Here is a 13,839-nt window from a genome sequence, read left to right as displayed (position 1 = left end):
GGCCCTGCTCAGGGCGAGCAGGACCTCATACCGGCGGGGGCTCGCGCCGCGGCCCGGGCGACGCGGTCGCGCAGCGCCGTGGCGGCGAACTCACCCGTACGGGGCCGAGACGGCGGAGGGCGTCCGGGGACGCCCGCGCCGGTCAGACGACGGGCGTCTCCACCTGCGGCTGGGCGCAGGAGGAAGAGCCCTGGCAGGAGCAGGAGCCCCAGGAGGCGCCGTTCTCGGGCATCGCGGCGGTGTCGTGCAGCGCCGTGACGGTCAGGTCGCTGAGGTCGAGGTCCAGGTCCAGGTCGAGGCGGCCGGACTCGGGGGCGGTGGATTCGGACATGACGAACTTCCTCTCGTGTGGAAGGGATGCGAAGTGCCGCTGGTGGCGGCGGGGAGTGCTCCCGGGGAGCAGATGGTTCGCGGTTCGTCCGTGCCCGCGTTTCCAGGCGCACGTCCGAAGGCCCCCGGGGGGCATCCGAATGGGCGTTCTGTGGTGCGGTCCGAGTCTCGGCGGCGGAACAGACCAAGGGCAACTGCACGTGTCACCTTGGCCTGTTGTCCTGCCTCGGTTCGTCAGGTGCCGGGCGGGCCGCCCTGCTGCGGCGGCCGCCCGGGCGGACCGAGCCGACCCCGCTGTGGCGCGGGACGGGCAACCCGGACGAAGGGCGGTCTCCGCTCGTGGCGCACGGGCGGGGACGCCGCGGGGGCCGCCCGGAACCAGCGGCTCCGTCGGCCGGCAGAGGGCCGCGGCGGCCGCCGCGGACCTCGGGGAGGCACTCCCGGGCAGACGCCGCCTGCGTCCCGAACCGGTCAACTTCCGCCGACCGGCGATCCCCCGCGTCGCAGCGGCCGCCCCGGCCCACGGCGGCCCCCGTTCCACAGCGGCCCCGGACACGACCGGGCGCCGCTTGCGGCGCTTGCGCGGTCCCACGCCCTAGTCTGCGATCAGGCCGCCCGCTCACGGGGGCGGGGCGGTCACCGCGGCACCGTCCATCACCCGGAGGAAGAGATGCCCAGCCCGCAGCAGCCGTTCGGCACGGTCATCAGCAGCATCGGCGTCAACCTGCGCAAGTACCCCAGCACCGATTCCGCGATCATCGGAACACTGGGCCACGGCGCCGTGATCGGCCTGAAGAGCAAGGTCCATGCCCAGGACATCGAGGGCAACAGCATCTGGTACCTGCTCAGGGACCAACCCGGCTGGGTGGCGGCCCGGCACGTCGACAACACCGGACAGGTCCCGCTGTCCAAGGACGTGGAGCCCGCACCGCCCGCGGGCTGAACGCACCCCGGCGAGCGGGGCCCGCAGATGCGCGCGTGGGGCGACCGGAATCCGGTCGCCCCACACATGTGCTGCCTTTCGGCGGCCGCCTCTCAGCGCGCCGTACCGAAGTCCTGCGTCCAGTAGGAATTCGGCTGGGCGAGCCCGATGCCGATTTCCTTGTAGGAGCAGTCGAGGATGTTCCGCCGGTGGCCGGGGCTGTTCATCCAGCCCTCCATGACCTGTTCCGGAGTGCTGTAGCCGTAGGCGACGTTCTCCCCGTACGAGCTCCACGCGTATCCGGCGGCGCTGATGCGCTGACCGGGGTCGGAGCCGTCGGAACCGGTGTGGGACATGGTGGCGTGGCCGGCCATGTCCACGCTGTGGTCCTGCGCGGCCCGGGTCAGCTGCGGGTTGAGGGTGACCGCGGGGCACCCGACGGCGGCGCGCTCCTTGTTCACGAGCGCGAGGACCTCGGCCACGGCGCCGGAGGCCGGCGCGGAGGTGTTCTGCCCGGGGGAGGCCGGGGCGGGGGAGGCCTTGGGGGCTGCCGGTGCCTGCGGCTCGGGGCTCACGGTCCTCGGCTTCACCGGCGGCCGCTGCGGGGCCCGGGACACCGGCGGGGCCGGCTCGGCGGCCGTTTCGGGGAGGTCGGCGGCGGGGCTGCTGCTCTCCGCCACCGGCACCAGGGGGTCCTCCGAGGCCGGGGCGGCCGGGGGCGCGCCGTGCCACGGGTGCCATTCGCCCTGCCCGGCGTGCGGGGCGCGGGGGGCTTCCTGCGGGTCGAGACAGGCCATGGCCGCACTGGGAATGCCCACGATTCCCAGAGCGCCGACGGCTATGACGATTTTCCTGTAGTTCTTTTTCTTGCGGTGCTTCTGCATGCGTGACCTCACTCGGTGATCGCGAAGCTTCCCGGGCGGAACTGCAAGGCCCCGGAGAGCCGCCATTCTTGGGAATCCGGGAACGGCCTGGCAAGTTTTCGCATCGAATCCGCCGAGAAGATCCGGAACGCGGCTTGAAACAAGTCGGAGATCATGTATGGCTGCGCCGGGAAAGCCCTGCACATGTTTGGCGGTACGTCAGAAGCGCCGTATTCGGCGGAGTTGCCGTCCCGCGGGGAAGCGCGGTGGATTCCGCGGGAGCACGAGAGGGGAATGTCGATTCCAAAACGGACAAATGACGAAATGTCGACGGGGTGTCCTCTTCGGTGAAACCTTCCCGCCCCACCCCGCCCGCGTGACGTATGTCACGACCGGCGAAGCCGTCCGGGCCCGCGCCGCCGCTACTTCGCGGCGGTCCCGCGCAGGACGCCCACCTTGTCGATCCGGTGCTCCGGATTGCCCTGCGCGTCGCTCCAGAAATTGCCCGCGGCGTGGTCCTCGGGCGTGGCGCACGTCGAGATCGTGATCATGGCCTGGGTGGCGGCCGTGCCGGGTGCCCCCGGCACCGCGGCGCGCTGCTCGCTCAGCGAGCGCTCCGACCGGAAGGACGTCGAGCGGGTGGCGACGATCTCGTACGTGTACACCACGCCGCCCGCGGTCACGAGGACCGTGTCGCCTTCCTTCAGCGACGGCAGCGCGTGCAGCGGTCCCCCGGCCGAGGAGCGGTGTGCCGTGATCAGGAAGTTGCCGATCCGGCCGGGGCCGACGCCGCCCCGCTCCCCGTACGGGCTGGCGGCGAGGCCCTGGTCCTGGATGCGGGTGCCGGGCGCGTCGTCGGTCGTGCCCTCGTACGGGACCACGCGCAGCCCGGCGAGGCCTATGGACGGTATGGACAGCACCGAGTCCCGGGGCGGCGCACCGGCCGCCGCCGCGGACGGCCGTGCGGCGGACGGCTGCGCGGCGGGCGGGGCGGAGTCCGCGGGCGAAGCGGCGGCCCGGGAGGCCGCGGGTCCCGTGACGGCCGAGGAGGCGCGGCTCGGGGCGTCCGCGGCAGCGGCGGCCGGGGTCCCGGACGGCGCGGCCCCCTCCCGGGCGGCGGCCTCGGGGGCGCAGCCCGCCAGCAGGACGGTCGCGGCAGCAGCCGCCACGGCCGCCGCGGCGCGGGGCAGGCGGGGCGGGAAGGGCTGGGGCAGGGGCATGGGCGTTCGCGCTTCCGTGTCGGTCCGCCGGGCCCTGCGGCGCAGGGGTGACCCGGTTCGCCCGGACAGGGTGACACGAGGGGCATCCGGTCCATAAGGGGCACCGAGGTGGTGCTCGGCACATGCGTAAAGAGTTCTCCAAGCCCGCCCGCGGATGTGCTGGACCGGCCGACCGCGCATCGCTGTCCTGCAGGAATGCAAAGGCGCATGTCTGCGCGCCAGGTGCAGCCGACATGCCGCCACGGCATGCAGATAGCTCTCGAATCAGGACATCTCGCCCGCTTCTTCCTGAGTGACGGATGTCATTCTGTGTGCTGCGAGATTGCTTGACGTGGACAAGTTTGCACATAGTTGCCGTTGCTACGCCCTGCCGAACAGCGAGTGGAACGGACCCGGCATGACTCTCCCGAGCACTCTTCCCGACTGCCCGACCGCGGCCGGTACGGTGCGGCGCATATGAGGACCCCGCCCGAGCGGCTGCGCGCCGGCCTCGCCGCCGGGGCGGCCGTCGTCACCCTGCTGTGGGCGGCGCAGGTGCACCTCTCCGCCCGGCCCGACGAGCTCATCGGCACGGCCGCGCACCTCACGGGCCTCCTCGCCGGGTACGGGATCCTCGTCATGCTCTTCCTGATGGCGCGCGTACCGGCCGTCGAGCACGGAGTGGGCGCCGACCGCCTCGCCCGCTGGCACGCCTTCGGCGGCCGCTGGGTCCTGCTCCTGTGCGGTGCCCACGGGCTCTTCGCCCTCGTCGTGTACGCCCTGCGCACCGGCACCGACGTGCTGACCGCCACGGCGGCCCTCTTCGGGTACCCGGCCCTCGCGGCCGCGTTCATCGGGGCCGCCCTGCTCGCGGCCGCGGGCCTGTGCTCGGTCCGGGCCGTACGCCGCCGGGTCTCGCACGAAACGTGGCGCGGGGTGCACCTGCTCACCTACCTCGGCGCAGCACTGGGCTTCGCCCACCAGATCGCCGGCCCCGACGTGTGCACCACCGGGTTCACCACCTGGTTCTGGGCCCTCCTCCACACGGCCGTCGGCGTCCTGCTCGCCTGGTACCGCGGCATCGTCCCGGTCCGCCAGGCCCTGCGGCACGGGCTGCGCGTCGCCACCGTCGAACAGGAGGGCCCCGGCGTGGTGTCGGTCACCATCGAGGGGGGCCGGCTGCGAGAACTGCGGGCCGAACCCGGCCAGTTCTTCCGGTGGCGCTTCCTGGCGGGCGGCCTGTGGCACACCGCCCTGCCGTTCTCGCTCTCCGCGCCCGCCCGCGACGACCGCCTGCGCATCACCGTGAAGGCGCTCGGCGGCCATACCCGCCGGATCCGCGGGCTGCGCCCCGGGACCAGGGTCCTCGCGACCGGCCCGTTCGGCGCACTCACCCAGCGGCGGCGCACCCGCCCCAAGGTGCTGCTGATCGCCGGCGGCATCGGGATCACCCCGATGCGCGCGCTGTTCGAGTCCCTGCCGGCCGCCCCGGGCGACCTCACGCTGCTCTACCGCGCCGGCGAGGCCGACCAACTCGTGCTGCGCGACGAGCTGGAGTCCATCGCGGCGGACCGCCGGGCCGCACTGCACTACCTGGTGGGGCGTTCGGACGCCGCGTACGACCCGCTCGCACCCCAGGCCCTGCGCCGGCTCGTCCCCGACCTGTCCGACCACGACGTGTACCTCTGCGGGCCGCCGGGCATGGCCGAGGCGACGACCGCGTCGCTCATCAGGGCGGGCGTCCCCGCTGCCCGCATCCACACCGAGTGCTTCACCTACTGAGGACCCCTGCCCCACGATGAACCGGTACCGCACACCCCCCGAGCCCGCCCCCCTCGGCGGCGCCGCCGCACCGCTTCCGGCCGACCGGCGCCCGCAGCCCGGCCGGGCGAAGGCCCGGCACCGCAAGGCGCCGCGCTCCCGCCTGCTCGCTGCCGGCCTCACCCTGGTGAGCATGGCGTCCGCCACCGCCATCACCCTGACCGTCGACCCGGCCGCCCCGGCGCCCGACGCACCGCAGCACCGACCGGGCGTGCAGTCCGCCCGCTGAGCACCCGCTGAGGCCGCCCCGCCCGGGGGCAGGGCGGCCCGGCGGGGTCATCGGCTGTCGGCGCTGGGTACGGTCAGCGGATCCCGCGGGGCCTTCGCCTTCTCCGCCTCCATCCGCTCGCCGAGCTCGGTCAGCCGGTTGCGCCCCATGGCCTTGCGCACGTCGGGGAACCAGTCCTTCTCCTCCTCCTCGACGTGGTGGCGGACGTTTTCCATGAGCACGCTCATCTTCGCCTTGAAGCGCTCGTCGGCCGGGTCCATGTCCTTCAGCTCGGACAGCATCCACACCACCGCGTGGTGCTCCTCCACGCTTTCCAGCACGTGGTCGGTCGTGTCCGGTGCGGCCTCCCGGGCGGCCGGGTAGAAGATCTGCTCCTCGATCCACGCATGGACCGTCAGCTCCTCGATCACCGAGTCCGCGATCTCGCGGCGCTCGGCCACGTCCTCGTCCCCGGTCTTCTCGAAGCGCTTGAACAGCTTCTCGACGGTCTTGTGGTCCTCACGCAACAGCACGATCGCATCCATCGGAGCGCTTCCCTTCGGTCCTTCACGCCACAGGAAAACGGGGCACCCGAGCGGCCGGAACGGAGTCGGCCGGGGCGCGGCGCCCGCGCTCGCACCCGGGGATCTGCCCCACATCCGGCCGCCTGCACCTGCCGCGGACCGGACCGTACCCGTATACCCGGATCCGCACCTGTATGCGACGCGACACGGCCCATGTTTGACCCGGCGGGAACGGGAAAGACGCCGAGCGCATCCGAAAGGCCATGCCCGCACCGTGCGTGGAGCACGGGCGGCCCCCGGCGCCGACCGGTCCTTGCCCCGACCCCGGCCGGCGCCCGTCCCCTTCCGCAGGGGACGCCGCATCGGACCTGACGGCCCGGCAGGGTCCGTCGGGTCCGTTGCCGTACCTGCCCCTCCGCGCCGGGTGCCGTCCGCCCCGGCGCAGGGCGCCCGCCGCATGAGCGGGCCGATCGGGGGCAGACGCAGCTTCCCGCGGGCGCGCCCCGCGCGCCGCGCGGCAGGTCGGGGAGCGGAACCGATCAGAGGAGTGGATCACGATGCCGGCCACCGCGAGCAGCCACCGGGGCGGGACCGTTCACCGCTCGGACGAGAATCCGGCGACCCCCTGGCACGATTTCGGCTCGGTCATGGAGCAGATGCTCGACCTGCTGGATGCGTGCCACTCGCCCGGACAGCGGTCCGAGGCGGAGGAGGACGAGGCGTACGCGCGCGACCTGTGAGTCCGCGCACCGGGCGGCGCCGGGCAGGCGCGGAGCCGGTGAACACCCCCCGAAAGGAGGCAACCGCCATGAGCGGGACCGAAGCCCAAGGAGACGGCGTCTACCAGCCGCAGGTGGAGGCCGAGCCCGGCGAATCGCAGCCGGACATGGAGAACGCCCTCGGCGAACCGGACCTGGACGACACCCTGGACACGGGCTACTCGCCGCCCGACCGCCCGCTCGCGGCCACCCGGCACGGCACCACCGCCGGAGAGCAGCGTGCCGGCGAGACCCTCGACCAGCGACTGGCCCAGGAGGAGCCCGAACCGGAACCGGGTGCCGAGGCGGAAGCAGGCCGCGGTTCGGAGACGGAGCCGGGGGAGGACTTCGACGCGAACGGCGCTGCCGCGCCGGCGGCCGCGGAGCAGTCCGGCGACGAGGAGAGCGAGGACCTCACGGGCGACCCGGCCGGGGACGCCTCCACGGCCGGCCGGGAGCGCGCCGGGCGGATGGCGGCGGCCGAGGAGACGGCGCCGGTCCGGCACATCTCCGTACTGGGCCGGGACACCGGGATCGACGGCGGGGCGGCGTCCGCCGAGGAGGCCGCCGTCCACGTCGTCGAGGAGGAACCTCCGCAGTGAGGCGGAGCCGGCGAGCCGGCGAGCCGCAGCTGCGAGGCGGAGCGGCACCGGCCGCGAGCGGCCCCGCCCCCCCCGGCCGGGGCCGGCCGGGGTCGGCCGGCCCGCGCGGGGTGGCCGTCCCCGGTCGGGAGGCCAGGGGGCCGGAGGTCACGGCAGGGGAGTGCCGCCCGTGGCGTTCAGGATCTCGGCGGTGATGTAGCTCGCCCGCTCCGACGCCAGGAACACGTACGCCGGAGCCATCTCGGCGGGCTGCGCCGGCCGCCCGAGCGGGCTCTGCTTCCCGAACTCCTGCGGGTCCGGCATGGTCGCGGGGATCAGCGGCGTCCACACCGGTCCCGGCGCGACCGCGTTCACCCGGATCCCGTCCTCGGCCAGCATCTGCGCCAGCCCCTGGGTGAAGGTGACGATGGCGCCCTTGGTCATGGCGTAGTCCAGCAGGGCCGGGCTCGGCTTGTAGGCCTGCACGGACGCCGTGTTGATGATGCTGGCCCCGGCGGACATGTACGGCAGGGCCTTCTTGCACAGCCAGAACATGGCGTACAGGTTGGTGCGCACGACCCGGTCGAACTGCTCCGTGCTGATGTGGGAGATCCCGTCCGGCTGGGCCATCTGGTGCGCCGCGTTGTTGACCAGGACGTCGATCCGCCCGAACTCCGAGACCGCGTGCCCGATCACGGAGTCGCACTGCTCCTCCTCCCGCAGGTCGCAGGGGACCGCCACCGCCCTGCGGCCGCAGTCCTCCACCAGGCGCATGGTCCGGTCGGCGTCCTCGGCCTCCTCCGGGAGGTACGTGAACAGGACGTCGGCGCCTTCGCGCGCGAACGCGAGCGCCACCGCCCGCCCGATCCCGGAATCCCCGCCCGTCACCACTGTCTTGCGGTCCAGGAGCAGACCGCTGCCGCGGTAGGAGTCCTCGCCGTGGTCGGGGGCCGGCTCCATGGGCCGGGTCAGACCGGGCGGCTCCTGTTCCTGCTCCGGGAAGTCGGGCCGGGGGTACAGGGTGGTCGGGTCCGGTGCGGCACCGTCCCGGTTCGTCGGTGTGCTGTTCACGGGTGCTCCTCCTTCGCGTGGACCGCTTGCGGACGCAGCCACGTGACCGCGCCTACCCCTGCCCGGCCTCGGGACACGTCACCGGCGGCCGGACGGGTGGCCGGGCGGGTGGCCGGGCGGGTGGCCGGCGACCGGACGGGTTGAGCCGGAGCCGGCGGGGCAGGCGCAGCCCCGAGGGGGACCCACGAGAGGAGGAACGGCCCATGTCCAGCACCCCGAAGTCACACGTACCGCACGGTGAGGGGCCGAGTCGGCACGAGGGGACCGAGCAGCACGGCTGGTCGCCCGACGTCGACTCCACCCACAAGCAGGACAACCCCAGCGCACGGCGCTCGTTCGACTCCCCCGAAAAGCACGCGCCGGGCTCGGCCAAGGCCCGCAAGGGCAAGTCGTCCCGGGGGCCGGCCGACGAGGGAACCCCGCTGGAGAGCATCAACCCCAGCGGCGAGGAGCACGCCCGCGGCGGCCAGAAGGGCCACCACGACATGGGGACCCGCGGCCGGTCCGGTCGGCCCAGCGGAGGCAAGGACGACTCGGCGTTCACGGGCATCGACCCCGAGGGCGGATCCAAGAAGATGCGACGCGGCTGACCCCCGGCGGCGGGCGACGGGCCGACAGCGCGCCCGCGCGCGGCGGGGTGCCAGGCTGCGGCGGCCGAGCCCCGCCGTCCGGGTGATCCCGGGCGGGTTCGTTTTCCGGCTCGCCCGGGCGTCCTGCCGGCAGCGTCCGCAGCGCGCGGGCCGCGGAGCGAAACCGCCGACGGGCGCGGCCCCGCGTGCGGGGCCCGGCGGCGCGGCGCCGTGCGCGGTACACCTGGACCGACCCCGTGCAAGGAACAAGGAGGAACGTTCGTGCTGCAACGTAGCGCCCGCAAGAACCGCACCGAGGTGACCTTCGTCCTGCCCGCCGACGAGCCCGCGGGCGAGGTCAGCGTCGTCGGCGACTTCAACGACTGGACGCCGGGCGCCCACTCGCTCACCCCGCGCCCCGACGGGACCCGTGCCGTCACCGTACGGCTGGAACCGCAGCGGGTGCACCAGTTCCGCTACCTCGCCGCCGGCGACTACTGGTTCAACGAGGACGAGGCGGACGGCCGGGAGGGCCCGAACAGCCGGCTGACGACCTGAAGCGGTGCCCCGCGCCCGCCATGACCGTGGCCGAAGCGGGTAGACGCCCGACCGGACCGGCAGGGAGCCGGTCCCGACCAGGAAGGTGAACACCATGCCCCGAGGGTCCTCCCCGAAGCGGGAACGACAGTACGAGCACATCAAGGACTCCGCGCAGGACCGCGGCGAGTCCGAGAAGCGGGCGAAGGAGATCGCCGCCCGCACGGTGAACAAGGAGCGCGCCCGCTCCGGCGAGTCCAAGACGGCGAGCCGGTCCTCCACCCAGGACACGTCCTCCTCCAAGCGCGGCGGCCAGCGGTCACACAGCGGCTCCGGGGAACCGACGAAGGAGCAGCTGTACAACGAGGCGAAGCAGCGGAACATCAAGGGCCGCTCCCAGATGGACAAGGCCGAGCTCAAGGAGGCCCTGGGCCGCTGACCGGACCGGCCCCCCTGCCCCCGGCCACCGGACGGGGGCGCTCCCATGGGCGCTCGGCCGAACCGCGAACGCGTGACCGCGGCCCTGCGCCGTGGCCGTGAGCCGTGAACCGTGACCGGGGAACCGTGACGTGAACCGAACCGTGACGTGAACTGACGTGGTGACCAGACTGCGCACCAGCGACCCGCACCGGCCCGGCCTGCGGAGGGTCCGGCACGGCCGGGGCTTCCGCTACCTCGACGCCGACGGCCGTCCGGTGAGCGCGCAGGAGCGCGAGCGGATCCTGCGCCTGGCCATTCCGCCGGCCTGGAAGGACGTGTGGATCTGCCCGTGGCCCAACGGGCACATCCAGGCCCTCGGCACGGACGCGGCGGGGCGCCGCCAGTACCTCTACCACGAGCGCTTCCGGGAGCAGCGCGAGGAGGCCAAGCACGAGCACGTGCGCCGCGTGGCCCGCAGCCTGCCCCGCCTGCGCAAGGCCGTCGACGAGGACCTGGCCGGCCGAGGACTCGGCCGGGACCGGGTCCTCGCCTGCGCCGCACGCCTGCTCGACCTGGGGTTCTTCCGGATTGGCGGCGAGCGCTACGCGCGCGAACACGACAGCTACGGCCTGACGACCCTGCTGCGCGAGCACGCCCGGTGCCGGCGGGGCGAGGTCTGCCTGGACTTCCCCGCCAAGTCGGGCCGCCGCCAGCACCGGGCCCTCGTCGACGACGCGGCCCTCGCCGTGGTCCGGGCCCTGCTGCGCCGGCGGGAGCCCGGACCACGGCTCTTCGCCTACCGGGAGGGCGGCGCCTGGCACGGGGTACGGGCCGAGGACCTCAACGCCTACCTGCGGGAACGCTCCGGGCAGGACATCACCGCCAAGGACTTCCGCACCTGGCACGCCACCGTCCTGGCCGCCGTCGCGCTGGCCGTCTCCGCCCGCACCGCCCACGCCGGCCCGTCCGCCCGCAAACGGGCCGCCGCCCGGGCGGTGCGCGAGGTGAGCGACTACCTGGGCAACACCCCCGCCGTCTGCCGCGCCTCGTACATCGACCCGCTCGTCTTCGAGCGCTACGAGGAGGGCGTCACCATCGCGGCCGCCCTCGGCCACCTCGGCGAGGACACCGACCTCGGCACCCCGGCCACCCGGGGCGAGGCCGAACGGGCCGTCCTGCGGCTGCTCCGCGACTGACCAGCGCTCCGACTGACTGCCCCGCCCGCGCCCCCGGCGTGGCCGGTCAGGGCCAGGACGGCTCCCTGCGGGGGACCACCACGACTTCCGGCACCGCGCTCCCGCCCGGCACCGTGAGGGCGTACATCACCGTGTCGGCGACGACGTCGGGGCTCTGGAGCATCGAGACGTCCGTGTCGGGGAACCGCTCCATGATGAAGGCGGTCTCCATGCCGCCCGCGATCACCCCGGTGATCCCGATGCCCAGGCAGTCCCGCTGCGCCTCCTTGAACAGGGTGTGCGTGAACGCCCGCAGCCCCGACTTGCTCGCCGAGTACGGGCCGGCCTCGGTCCAGGTGCGGTTGGCGGCGGTGGAGAGGATGTTCACGATGTGGCCGCCGCCCCGGGCCACCATGCGGCGGTAGGACTCCAGGCACAGGTACATCGGGCCCAGCAGGTTGGTCGTCACCACCCGGGTCACCTCGTCGGCCGTCAGGTGCTCCGCGGACTTCGACACGTCCACCGCGGCGCAGTTCACCAGCACGTCGAGCGCTTCCGAGCCCTCGTCCAGGTCACGGAAGACCTCCGCGATCCGCGCGGGCTCGCGGACGTCCAGCCCCACGTAGCGGGCCCGCCCGCCGCGCGCCGTGACGTCCCCGCACAGCTCCTCCGCGAGGTCGCGCCGTACGTCGGCCACGAGCACCGAGGCTCCGGCCGCCGCGAGCCGGCGGCAGATCGCGGCGCCCAGGCCCCGCGCCCCACCGGTCACCAGGGCCTGCTTGCCGCGCAAGTGGGGTGCCGAGCTCTTCATCGCGGTCACACGCCTTTCGTCGCTCCACGGGACGCCGGACGGGCGCGGGCGCGCCCCGGCCGTGGCCGTCCCCGGCCCCTCCACTCTTGCCTGCCCCCGTCCCGCGGGCACTCCGGGTTAGGCCACTTGCGCCGCCCTCCGGCGCAGCGGTGCGCGGGGCGGGTGTGAGCAAGCCCACCAGAAGTCCAACCCCCCTGCCCGGCCGCGGGGTTGGGAGTCGGCCCGGGGGAAGGGTGAGCGCGGTCACGTACGCCTCGCGCACCGGGTCTGCCAGCATGGTCGGACGGGACGATCCCGCCGCACCCGCCCGGTCCCACCGGGGCGGGTGCCCGCAGTGCTGCGCCGGATCCGCCCGTCCCCGACTGCCCCGCCCTCCCCCCGCTCCCCGGTACCCCTGTGTCCTTCACCGCTTCCGGCGCGCCCTCCGCCGCGCCCTCCGCCATGCCGTCCGCCGCGTCCTCGGCCGCTCCCGCTCCCGCTCCCGCGCCGGCGCCTGCGCCCGCTCCCGGCCCGCGCCCCGACCGCTCGCCGTGGCGTTCCCTGCGCCACCGCGGCATGCGGTGGTGGGCCGGCGCCAACTTCGTCTCGAACGTGGGCACCTGGACCCAGCTGACGGTGCAGAACCTGCTGGTCCTGCAGCTCACCGGCTCCGCCGCCGTCACCGGCCTGTCCGTGTCCCTCCAGGCGGCCCCCGGACTGCTGCTCGGGCTCGCCGGAGGAGCGGTCGTCGACCGCTGGTCCCACAAGGTGACCGCCGCCGTCTGCCAGGCCCTGCTGGGCGCGGTGGCCCTCGTCACCTGCGTCCTCGTCGCGCTCGACCGGCTGGACCTGCCGGTGCTCATGGGACTCGCCCTGGTCACCGGCGTGATCGCCACCGTCGACGGACCGGCCTGCTCGCTGCTCGGCAACGGCCTGGTCCCGCCGCAGGACGTCCCGTCGGCCATCGGGGTCGGCTCCCTCGTGCACAGCGCGGGCCGCCTCGTCGGCGCGGCCCTGGCCGGCGTGACCGTCGCCGCGTTCGGCACGGCCGCCGCGTACGCCGTCAACGGGCTCTCGTTCCTCGCCGTCGCCTGCGTGATCCCCTTCCTGCGGCCCGCCCCGGGCGCCGAGCCGGCCGCCCCGCAGCCGCCCGCCCGGAAGGGCCGCGCCGCCGAGTCCGCCGCGGCGCCGGAGCCGGCCGGCGGCATGCGCGCGGGCCTGGCCCACTTCATGGGCCGGCCCCGGCTGGTCGCCCTCGCGGTCCTGAACGGCGTCAGCGCCCTCTTCGGCCGGAACTACTCCCTCACCCTCGTCGTGCTGGTCACGGGGCCGCTCGCCGGCGACGCCGCCTCCTTCTCGGGGGTGTCGACGATGCTGGCCGCCGGCGGGATCGTCGGCGCCGTCCTCGGGGCCCGGCTGCGGCGTCCCCGCGTGCGCCTCGTCGCCGCGCTCACCGTGGCCGGAGCGCTGCTCCAGGTCCTGGCGGGCCTGACGCCCTCGCTGGCACTCCTGCTCGTCCTCGTGCTGCCGATGGCCGTCGCCGAGTCCGTGGGCGACACCGCCCAGTCGACCCTGCTGCAGACCGATCCCCCGGCCCGACTGCGCGGCCGGGTGCTCGGCGCCTGGTCCACCGTGCGCACCGGCTGGGGTCTCGCCGCCCCGCCGACGCTGGGCCTGCTGATGGAGCTGCTCGGGGTGCGGGCGGCCCTCGTCGTCGGCGGCCTCGTGATCGCCCTCGCGGTCGGCGCCGGAGCCCTCACCCACCGCCGCCGCACCCTGCGGCCCACGCCGCTGGGCAGCCCGGTCGGCCCGGCGGTGACCCCGGAACTGGTCCCGGCCGCCTGACCGCCCCGGCCCCGGGGACCCGCAGCGGGGGTGTCCGTCGGCGCCGCCCACCGGCTCGGGGAGTGCCGTCCCGCAGCCCGTCGGCGCACGTACCGCGCCCGCGCGTGGTCGGACGCATCTGCCCACGCCTCCGTCGGCCGGGGGCCTGGTCAGTGCCGGGCCGCCGGTTGCGGCACGGGCCGGGCGCCGCGAACCGCGCGTGCAGCGGCCGGCGCGGGTGGGGCGG

16 protein-coding genes are annotated in these 13,839 nt (G+C 74.7%); 10 read left to right on the top strand and 6 right to left on the bottom strand.

All coding sequences use genetic code 11. The features are described 5' to 3' along the window. Positions 1 to 142 precede the first annotated feature (142 nt). Positions 143 to 331, bottom strand: a complete 189-nt coding sequence (locus AB0953_RS22665) for a thiazolylpeptide-type bacteriocin (protein ID WP_366861343.1) — start codon at positions 329 to 331, stop codon at positions 143 to 145. Positions 332 to 1,000: 669 nt separating this feature from the next. Between AB0953_RS22665 and AB0953_RS22660 the strand changes: the two genes are divergently transcribed. Then, positions 1,001 to 1,273: an SH3 domain-containing protein gene (locus AB0953_RS22660; protein WP_366861342.1), complete on the top strand. Its 273-nt coding sequence runs from the start codon at positions 1,001 to 1,003 to the stop codon at positions 1,271 to 1,273. A 92-nt stretch (positions 1,274 to 1,365) separates the two neighbouring features. Here the strand turns inward: AB0953_RS22660 and AB0953_RS22655 are convergent, their stop codons facing one another. Continuing rightward, positions 1,366 to 2,136 carry a CAP domain-containing protein gene (locus AB0953_RS22655; RefSeq protein WP_366861341.1) on the bottom strand — a complete coding sequence of 257 codons (771 nt, stop codon included), beginning with the start codon at positions 2,134 to 2,136 and terminating at the stop codon, positions 1,366 to 1,368. A gap of 401 nt (positions 2,137 to 2,537) precedes the next feature. Further along, positions 2,538 to 3,335 carry a class E sortase gene (locus AB0953_RS22650; RefSeq protein ID WP_366861340.1) on the bottom strand — a complete coding sequence of 266 codons (798 nt, stop codon included), beginning with the start codon at positions 3,333 to 3,335 and terminating at the stop codon, positions 2,538 to 2,540. Between the two features lie 456 nt (positions 3,336 to 3,791). On the opposite strand from AB0953_RS22650, the gene AB0953_RS22645 reads away from it, so the two are divergent. Together AB0953_RS22645 and AB0953_RS22640 are read left to right on the top strand one after the other, a co-directional pair. Beyond that, positions 3,792 to 5,096 carry a ferredoxin reductase family protein gene (locus AB0953_RS22645; protein ID WP_366861339.1) on the top strand — a complete coding sequence of 435 codons (1,305 nt, stop codon included), beginning with the start codon at positions 3,792 to 3,794 and terminating at the stop codon, positions 5,094 to 5,096. Positions 5,097 to 5,112: 16 nt separating this feature from the next. Further along, positions 5,113 to 5,364, top strand: coding sequence for a hypothetical protein (locus AB0953_RS22640; RefSeq protein WP_366861338.1), 252 nt, complete (start codon positions 5,113 to 5,115; stop codon positions 5,362 to 5,364). 47 nt (positions 5,365 to 5,411) lie between these two features. On the opposite strand, the gene AB0953_RS22635 is transcribed toward AB0953_RS22640, so the two are convergent. Continuing rightward, complete coding sequence (locus AB0953_RS22635; RefSeq protein WP_366861337.1) at positions 5,412 to 5,888, bottom strand: hemerythrin domain-containing protein; 477 nt, start codon at positions 5,886 to 5,888, stop codon at positions 5,412 to 5,414. Between the two features lie 536 nt (positions 5,889 to 6,424). On the opposite strand from AB0953_RS22635, the gene AB0953_RS22630 reads away from it, so the two are divergent. Both AB0953_RS22630 and AB0953_RS22625 read left to right on the top strand, forming a co-directional pair. Then, entirely contained in the window at positions 6,425 to 6,607 is a 183-nt protein-coding gene (locus AB0953_RS22630; RefSeq protein WP_366861336.1) for a hypothetical protein, read from the top strand. 68 nt (positions 6,608 to 6,675) lie between these two features. Further along, positions 6,676 to 7,227 (top strand): DUF5709 domain-containing protein, encoded by a 552-nt coding sequence (locus AB0953_RS22625; RefSeq protein ID WP_366861335.1) that lies wholly within the window; start codon positions 6,676 to 6,678, stop codon positions 7,225 to 7,227. Between the two features lie 147 nt (positions 7,228 to 7,374). On the opposite strand, the gene AB0953_RS22620 is transcribed toward AB0953_RS22625, so the two are convergent. After that, complete coding sequence (locus AB0953_RS22620) at positions 7,375 to 8,277, bottom strand: SDR family oxidoreductase (RefSeq protein WP_366861334.1); 903 nt, start codon at positions 8,275 to 8,277, stop codon at positions 7,375 to 7,377. A 203-nt stretch (positions 8,278 to 8,480) separates the two neighbouring features. Here AB0953_RS22620 and AB0953_RS22615 point away from each other — a divergent pair, with 203 nt between their 5' ends. The 4 genes from AB0953_RS22615 (at position 8,481) to AB0953_RS22600 (ending at position 10,999) form a co-directional block, all read left to right on the top strand. Further along, complete coding sequence (locus AB0953_RS22615; protein WP_366861333.1) at positions 8,481 to 8,867, top strand: hypothetical protein; 387 nt, start codon at positions 8,481 to 8,483, stop codon at positions 8,865 to 8,867. A 261-nt stretch (positions 8,868 to 9,128) separates the two neighbouring features. Further along, the gene (locus AB0953_RS22610; RefSeq protein ID WP_361919810.1) at positions 9,129 to 9,404 is read left to right on the top strand and encodes an isoamylase early set domain-containing protein; all 276 of its coding nucleotides are present in this window, start codon (positions 9,129 to 9,131) and stop codon (positions 9,402 to 9,404) included. A gap of 94 nt (positions 9,405 to 9,498) precedes the next feature. Then, positions 9,499 to 9,822 carry a plasmid stabilization protein gene (locus AB0953_RS22605; RefSeq protein ID WP_366861332.1) on the top strand — a complete coding sequence of 108 codons (324 nt, stop codon included), beginning with the start codon at positions 9,499 to 9,501 and terminating at the stop codon, positions 9,820 to 9,822. Between the two features lie 160 nt (positions 9,823 to 9,982). Beyond that, positions 9,983 to 10,999 carry a DNA topoisomerase IB gene (locus tag AB0953_RS22600; RefSeq protein ID WP_366861331.1) on the top strand — a complete coding sequence of 339 codons (1,017 nt, stop codon included), beginning with the start codon at positions 9,983 to 9,985 and terminating at the stop codon, positions 10,997 to 10,999. 46 nt (positions 11,000 to 11,045) lie between these two features. Here the strand turns inward: AB0953_RS22600 and AB0953_RS22595 are convergent, their stop codons facing one another. Beyond that, the gene (locus AB0953_RS22595) at positions 11,046 to 11,789 is read right to left on the bottom strand and encodes an SDR family oxidoreductase (protein ID WP_366861330.1); all 744 of its coding nucleotides are present in this window, start codon (positions 11,787 to 11,789) and stop codon (positions 11,046 to 11,048) included. Positions 11,790 to 12,230: 441 nt separating this feature from the next. Here AB0953_RS22595 and AB0953_RS22590 point away from each other — a divergent pair, with 441 nt between their 5' ends. Next, positions 12,231 to 13,613 carry an MFS transporter gene (locus AB0953_RS22590; RefSeq protein WP_366861456.1) on the top strand — a complete coding sequence of 461 codons (1,383 nt, stop codon included), beginning with the start codon at positions 12,231 to 12,233 and terminating at the stop codon, positions 13,611 to 13,613. The last annotated feature ends 226 nt before the right edge of the window (positions 13,614 to 13,839 follow it).

Source organism: Streptomyces sp. NPDC046866, assembly GCF_040704625.1.
Lineage (GTDB): Bacteria > Actinomycetota > Actinomycetes > Streptomycetales > Streptomycetaceae > Streptomyces.
Note: the sequence above shows the minus strand (reverse complement) of the source record. Positions and strands in the feature narration are given on the sequence as shown.

Bases quoted from the DNA above. Each gene is read 5' to 3' on its own strand.
- AB0953_RS22615 (WP_366861333.1), top strand. From the start codon at position 8,481: ATGTCCAGCACCCCGAAGTCACACGTACCGCACGGTGAGGGGCCGAGT.
- AB0953_RS22650 (WP_366861340.1), bottom strand. From the start codon at position 3,335: ATGCCCCTGCCCCAGCCCTTCCCGCCCCGCCTGCCCCGCGCCGCGGCG.
- AB0953_RS22655 (WP_366861341.1), bottom strand. From the start codon at position 2,136: ATGCAGAAGCACCGCAAGAAAAAGAACTACAGGAAAATCGTCATAGCC.
- AB0953_RS22625 (WP_366861335.1), top strand. From the start codon at position 6,676: ATGAGCGGGACCGAAGCCCAAGGAGACGGCGTCTACCAGCCGCAGGTG.
- AB0953_RS22605 (WP_366861332.1), top strand. From the start codon at position 9,499: ATGCCCCGAGGGTCCTCCCCGAAGCGGGAACGACAGTACGAGCACATC.
- AB0953_RS22645 (WP_366861339.1), top strand. From the start codon at position 3,792: ATGAGGACCCCGCCCGAGCGGCTGCGCGCCGGCCTCGCCGCCGGGGCG.
- AB0953_RS22590 (WP_366861456.1), top strand. From the start codon at position 12,231: ATGCCGTCCGCCGCGTCCTCGGCCGCTCCCGCTCCCGCTCCCGCGCCG.
- AB0953_RS22630 (WP_366861336.1), top strand. From the start codon at position 6,425: ATGCCGGCCACCGCGAGCAGCCACCGGGGCGGGACCGTTCACCGCTCG.
- AB0953_RS22640 (WP_366861338.1), top strand. From the start codon at position 5,113: ATGAACCGGTACCGCACACCCCCCGAGCCCGCCCCCCTCGGCGGCGCC.
- AB0953_RS22660 (WP_366861342.1), top strand. From the start codon at position 1,001: ATGCCCAGCCCGCAGCAGCCGTTCGGCACGGTCATCAGCAGCATCGGC.
- AB0953_RS22665 (WP_366861343.1), bottom strand. From the start codon at position 331: ATGTCCGAATCCACCGCCCCCGAGTCCGGCCGCCTCGACCTGGACCTG.
- AB0953_RS22595 (WP_366861330.1), bottom strand. From the start codon at position 11,789: ATGAAGAGCTCGGCACCCCACTTGCGCGGCAAGCAGGCCCTGGTGACC.
- AB0953_RS22635 (WP_366861337.1), bottom strand. From the start codon at position 5,888: ATGGATGCGATCGTGCTGTTGCGTGAGGACCACAAGACCGTCGAGAAG.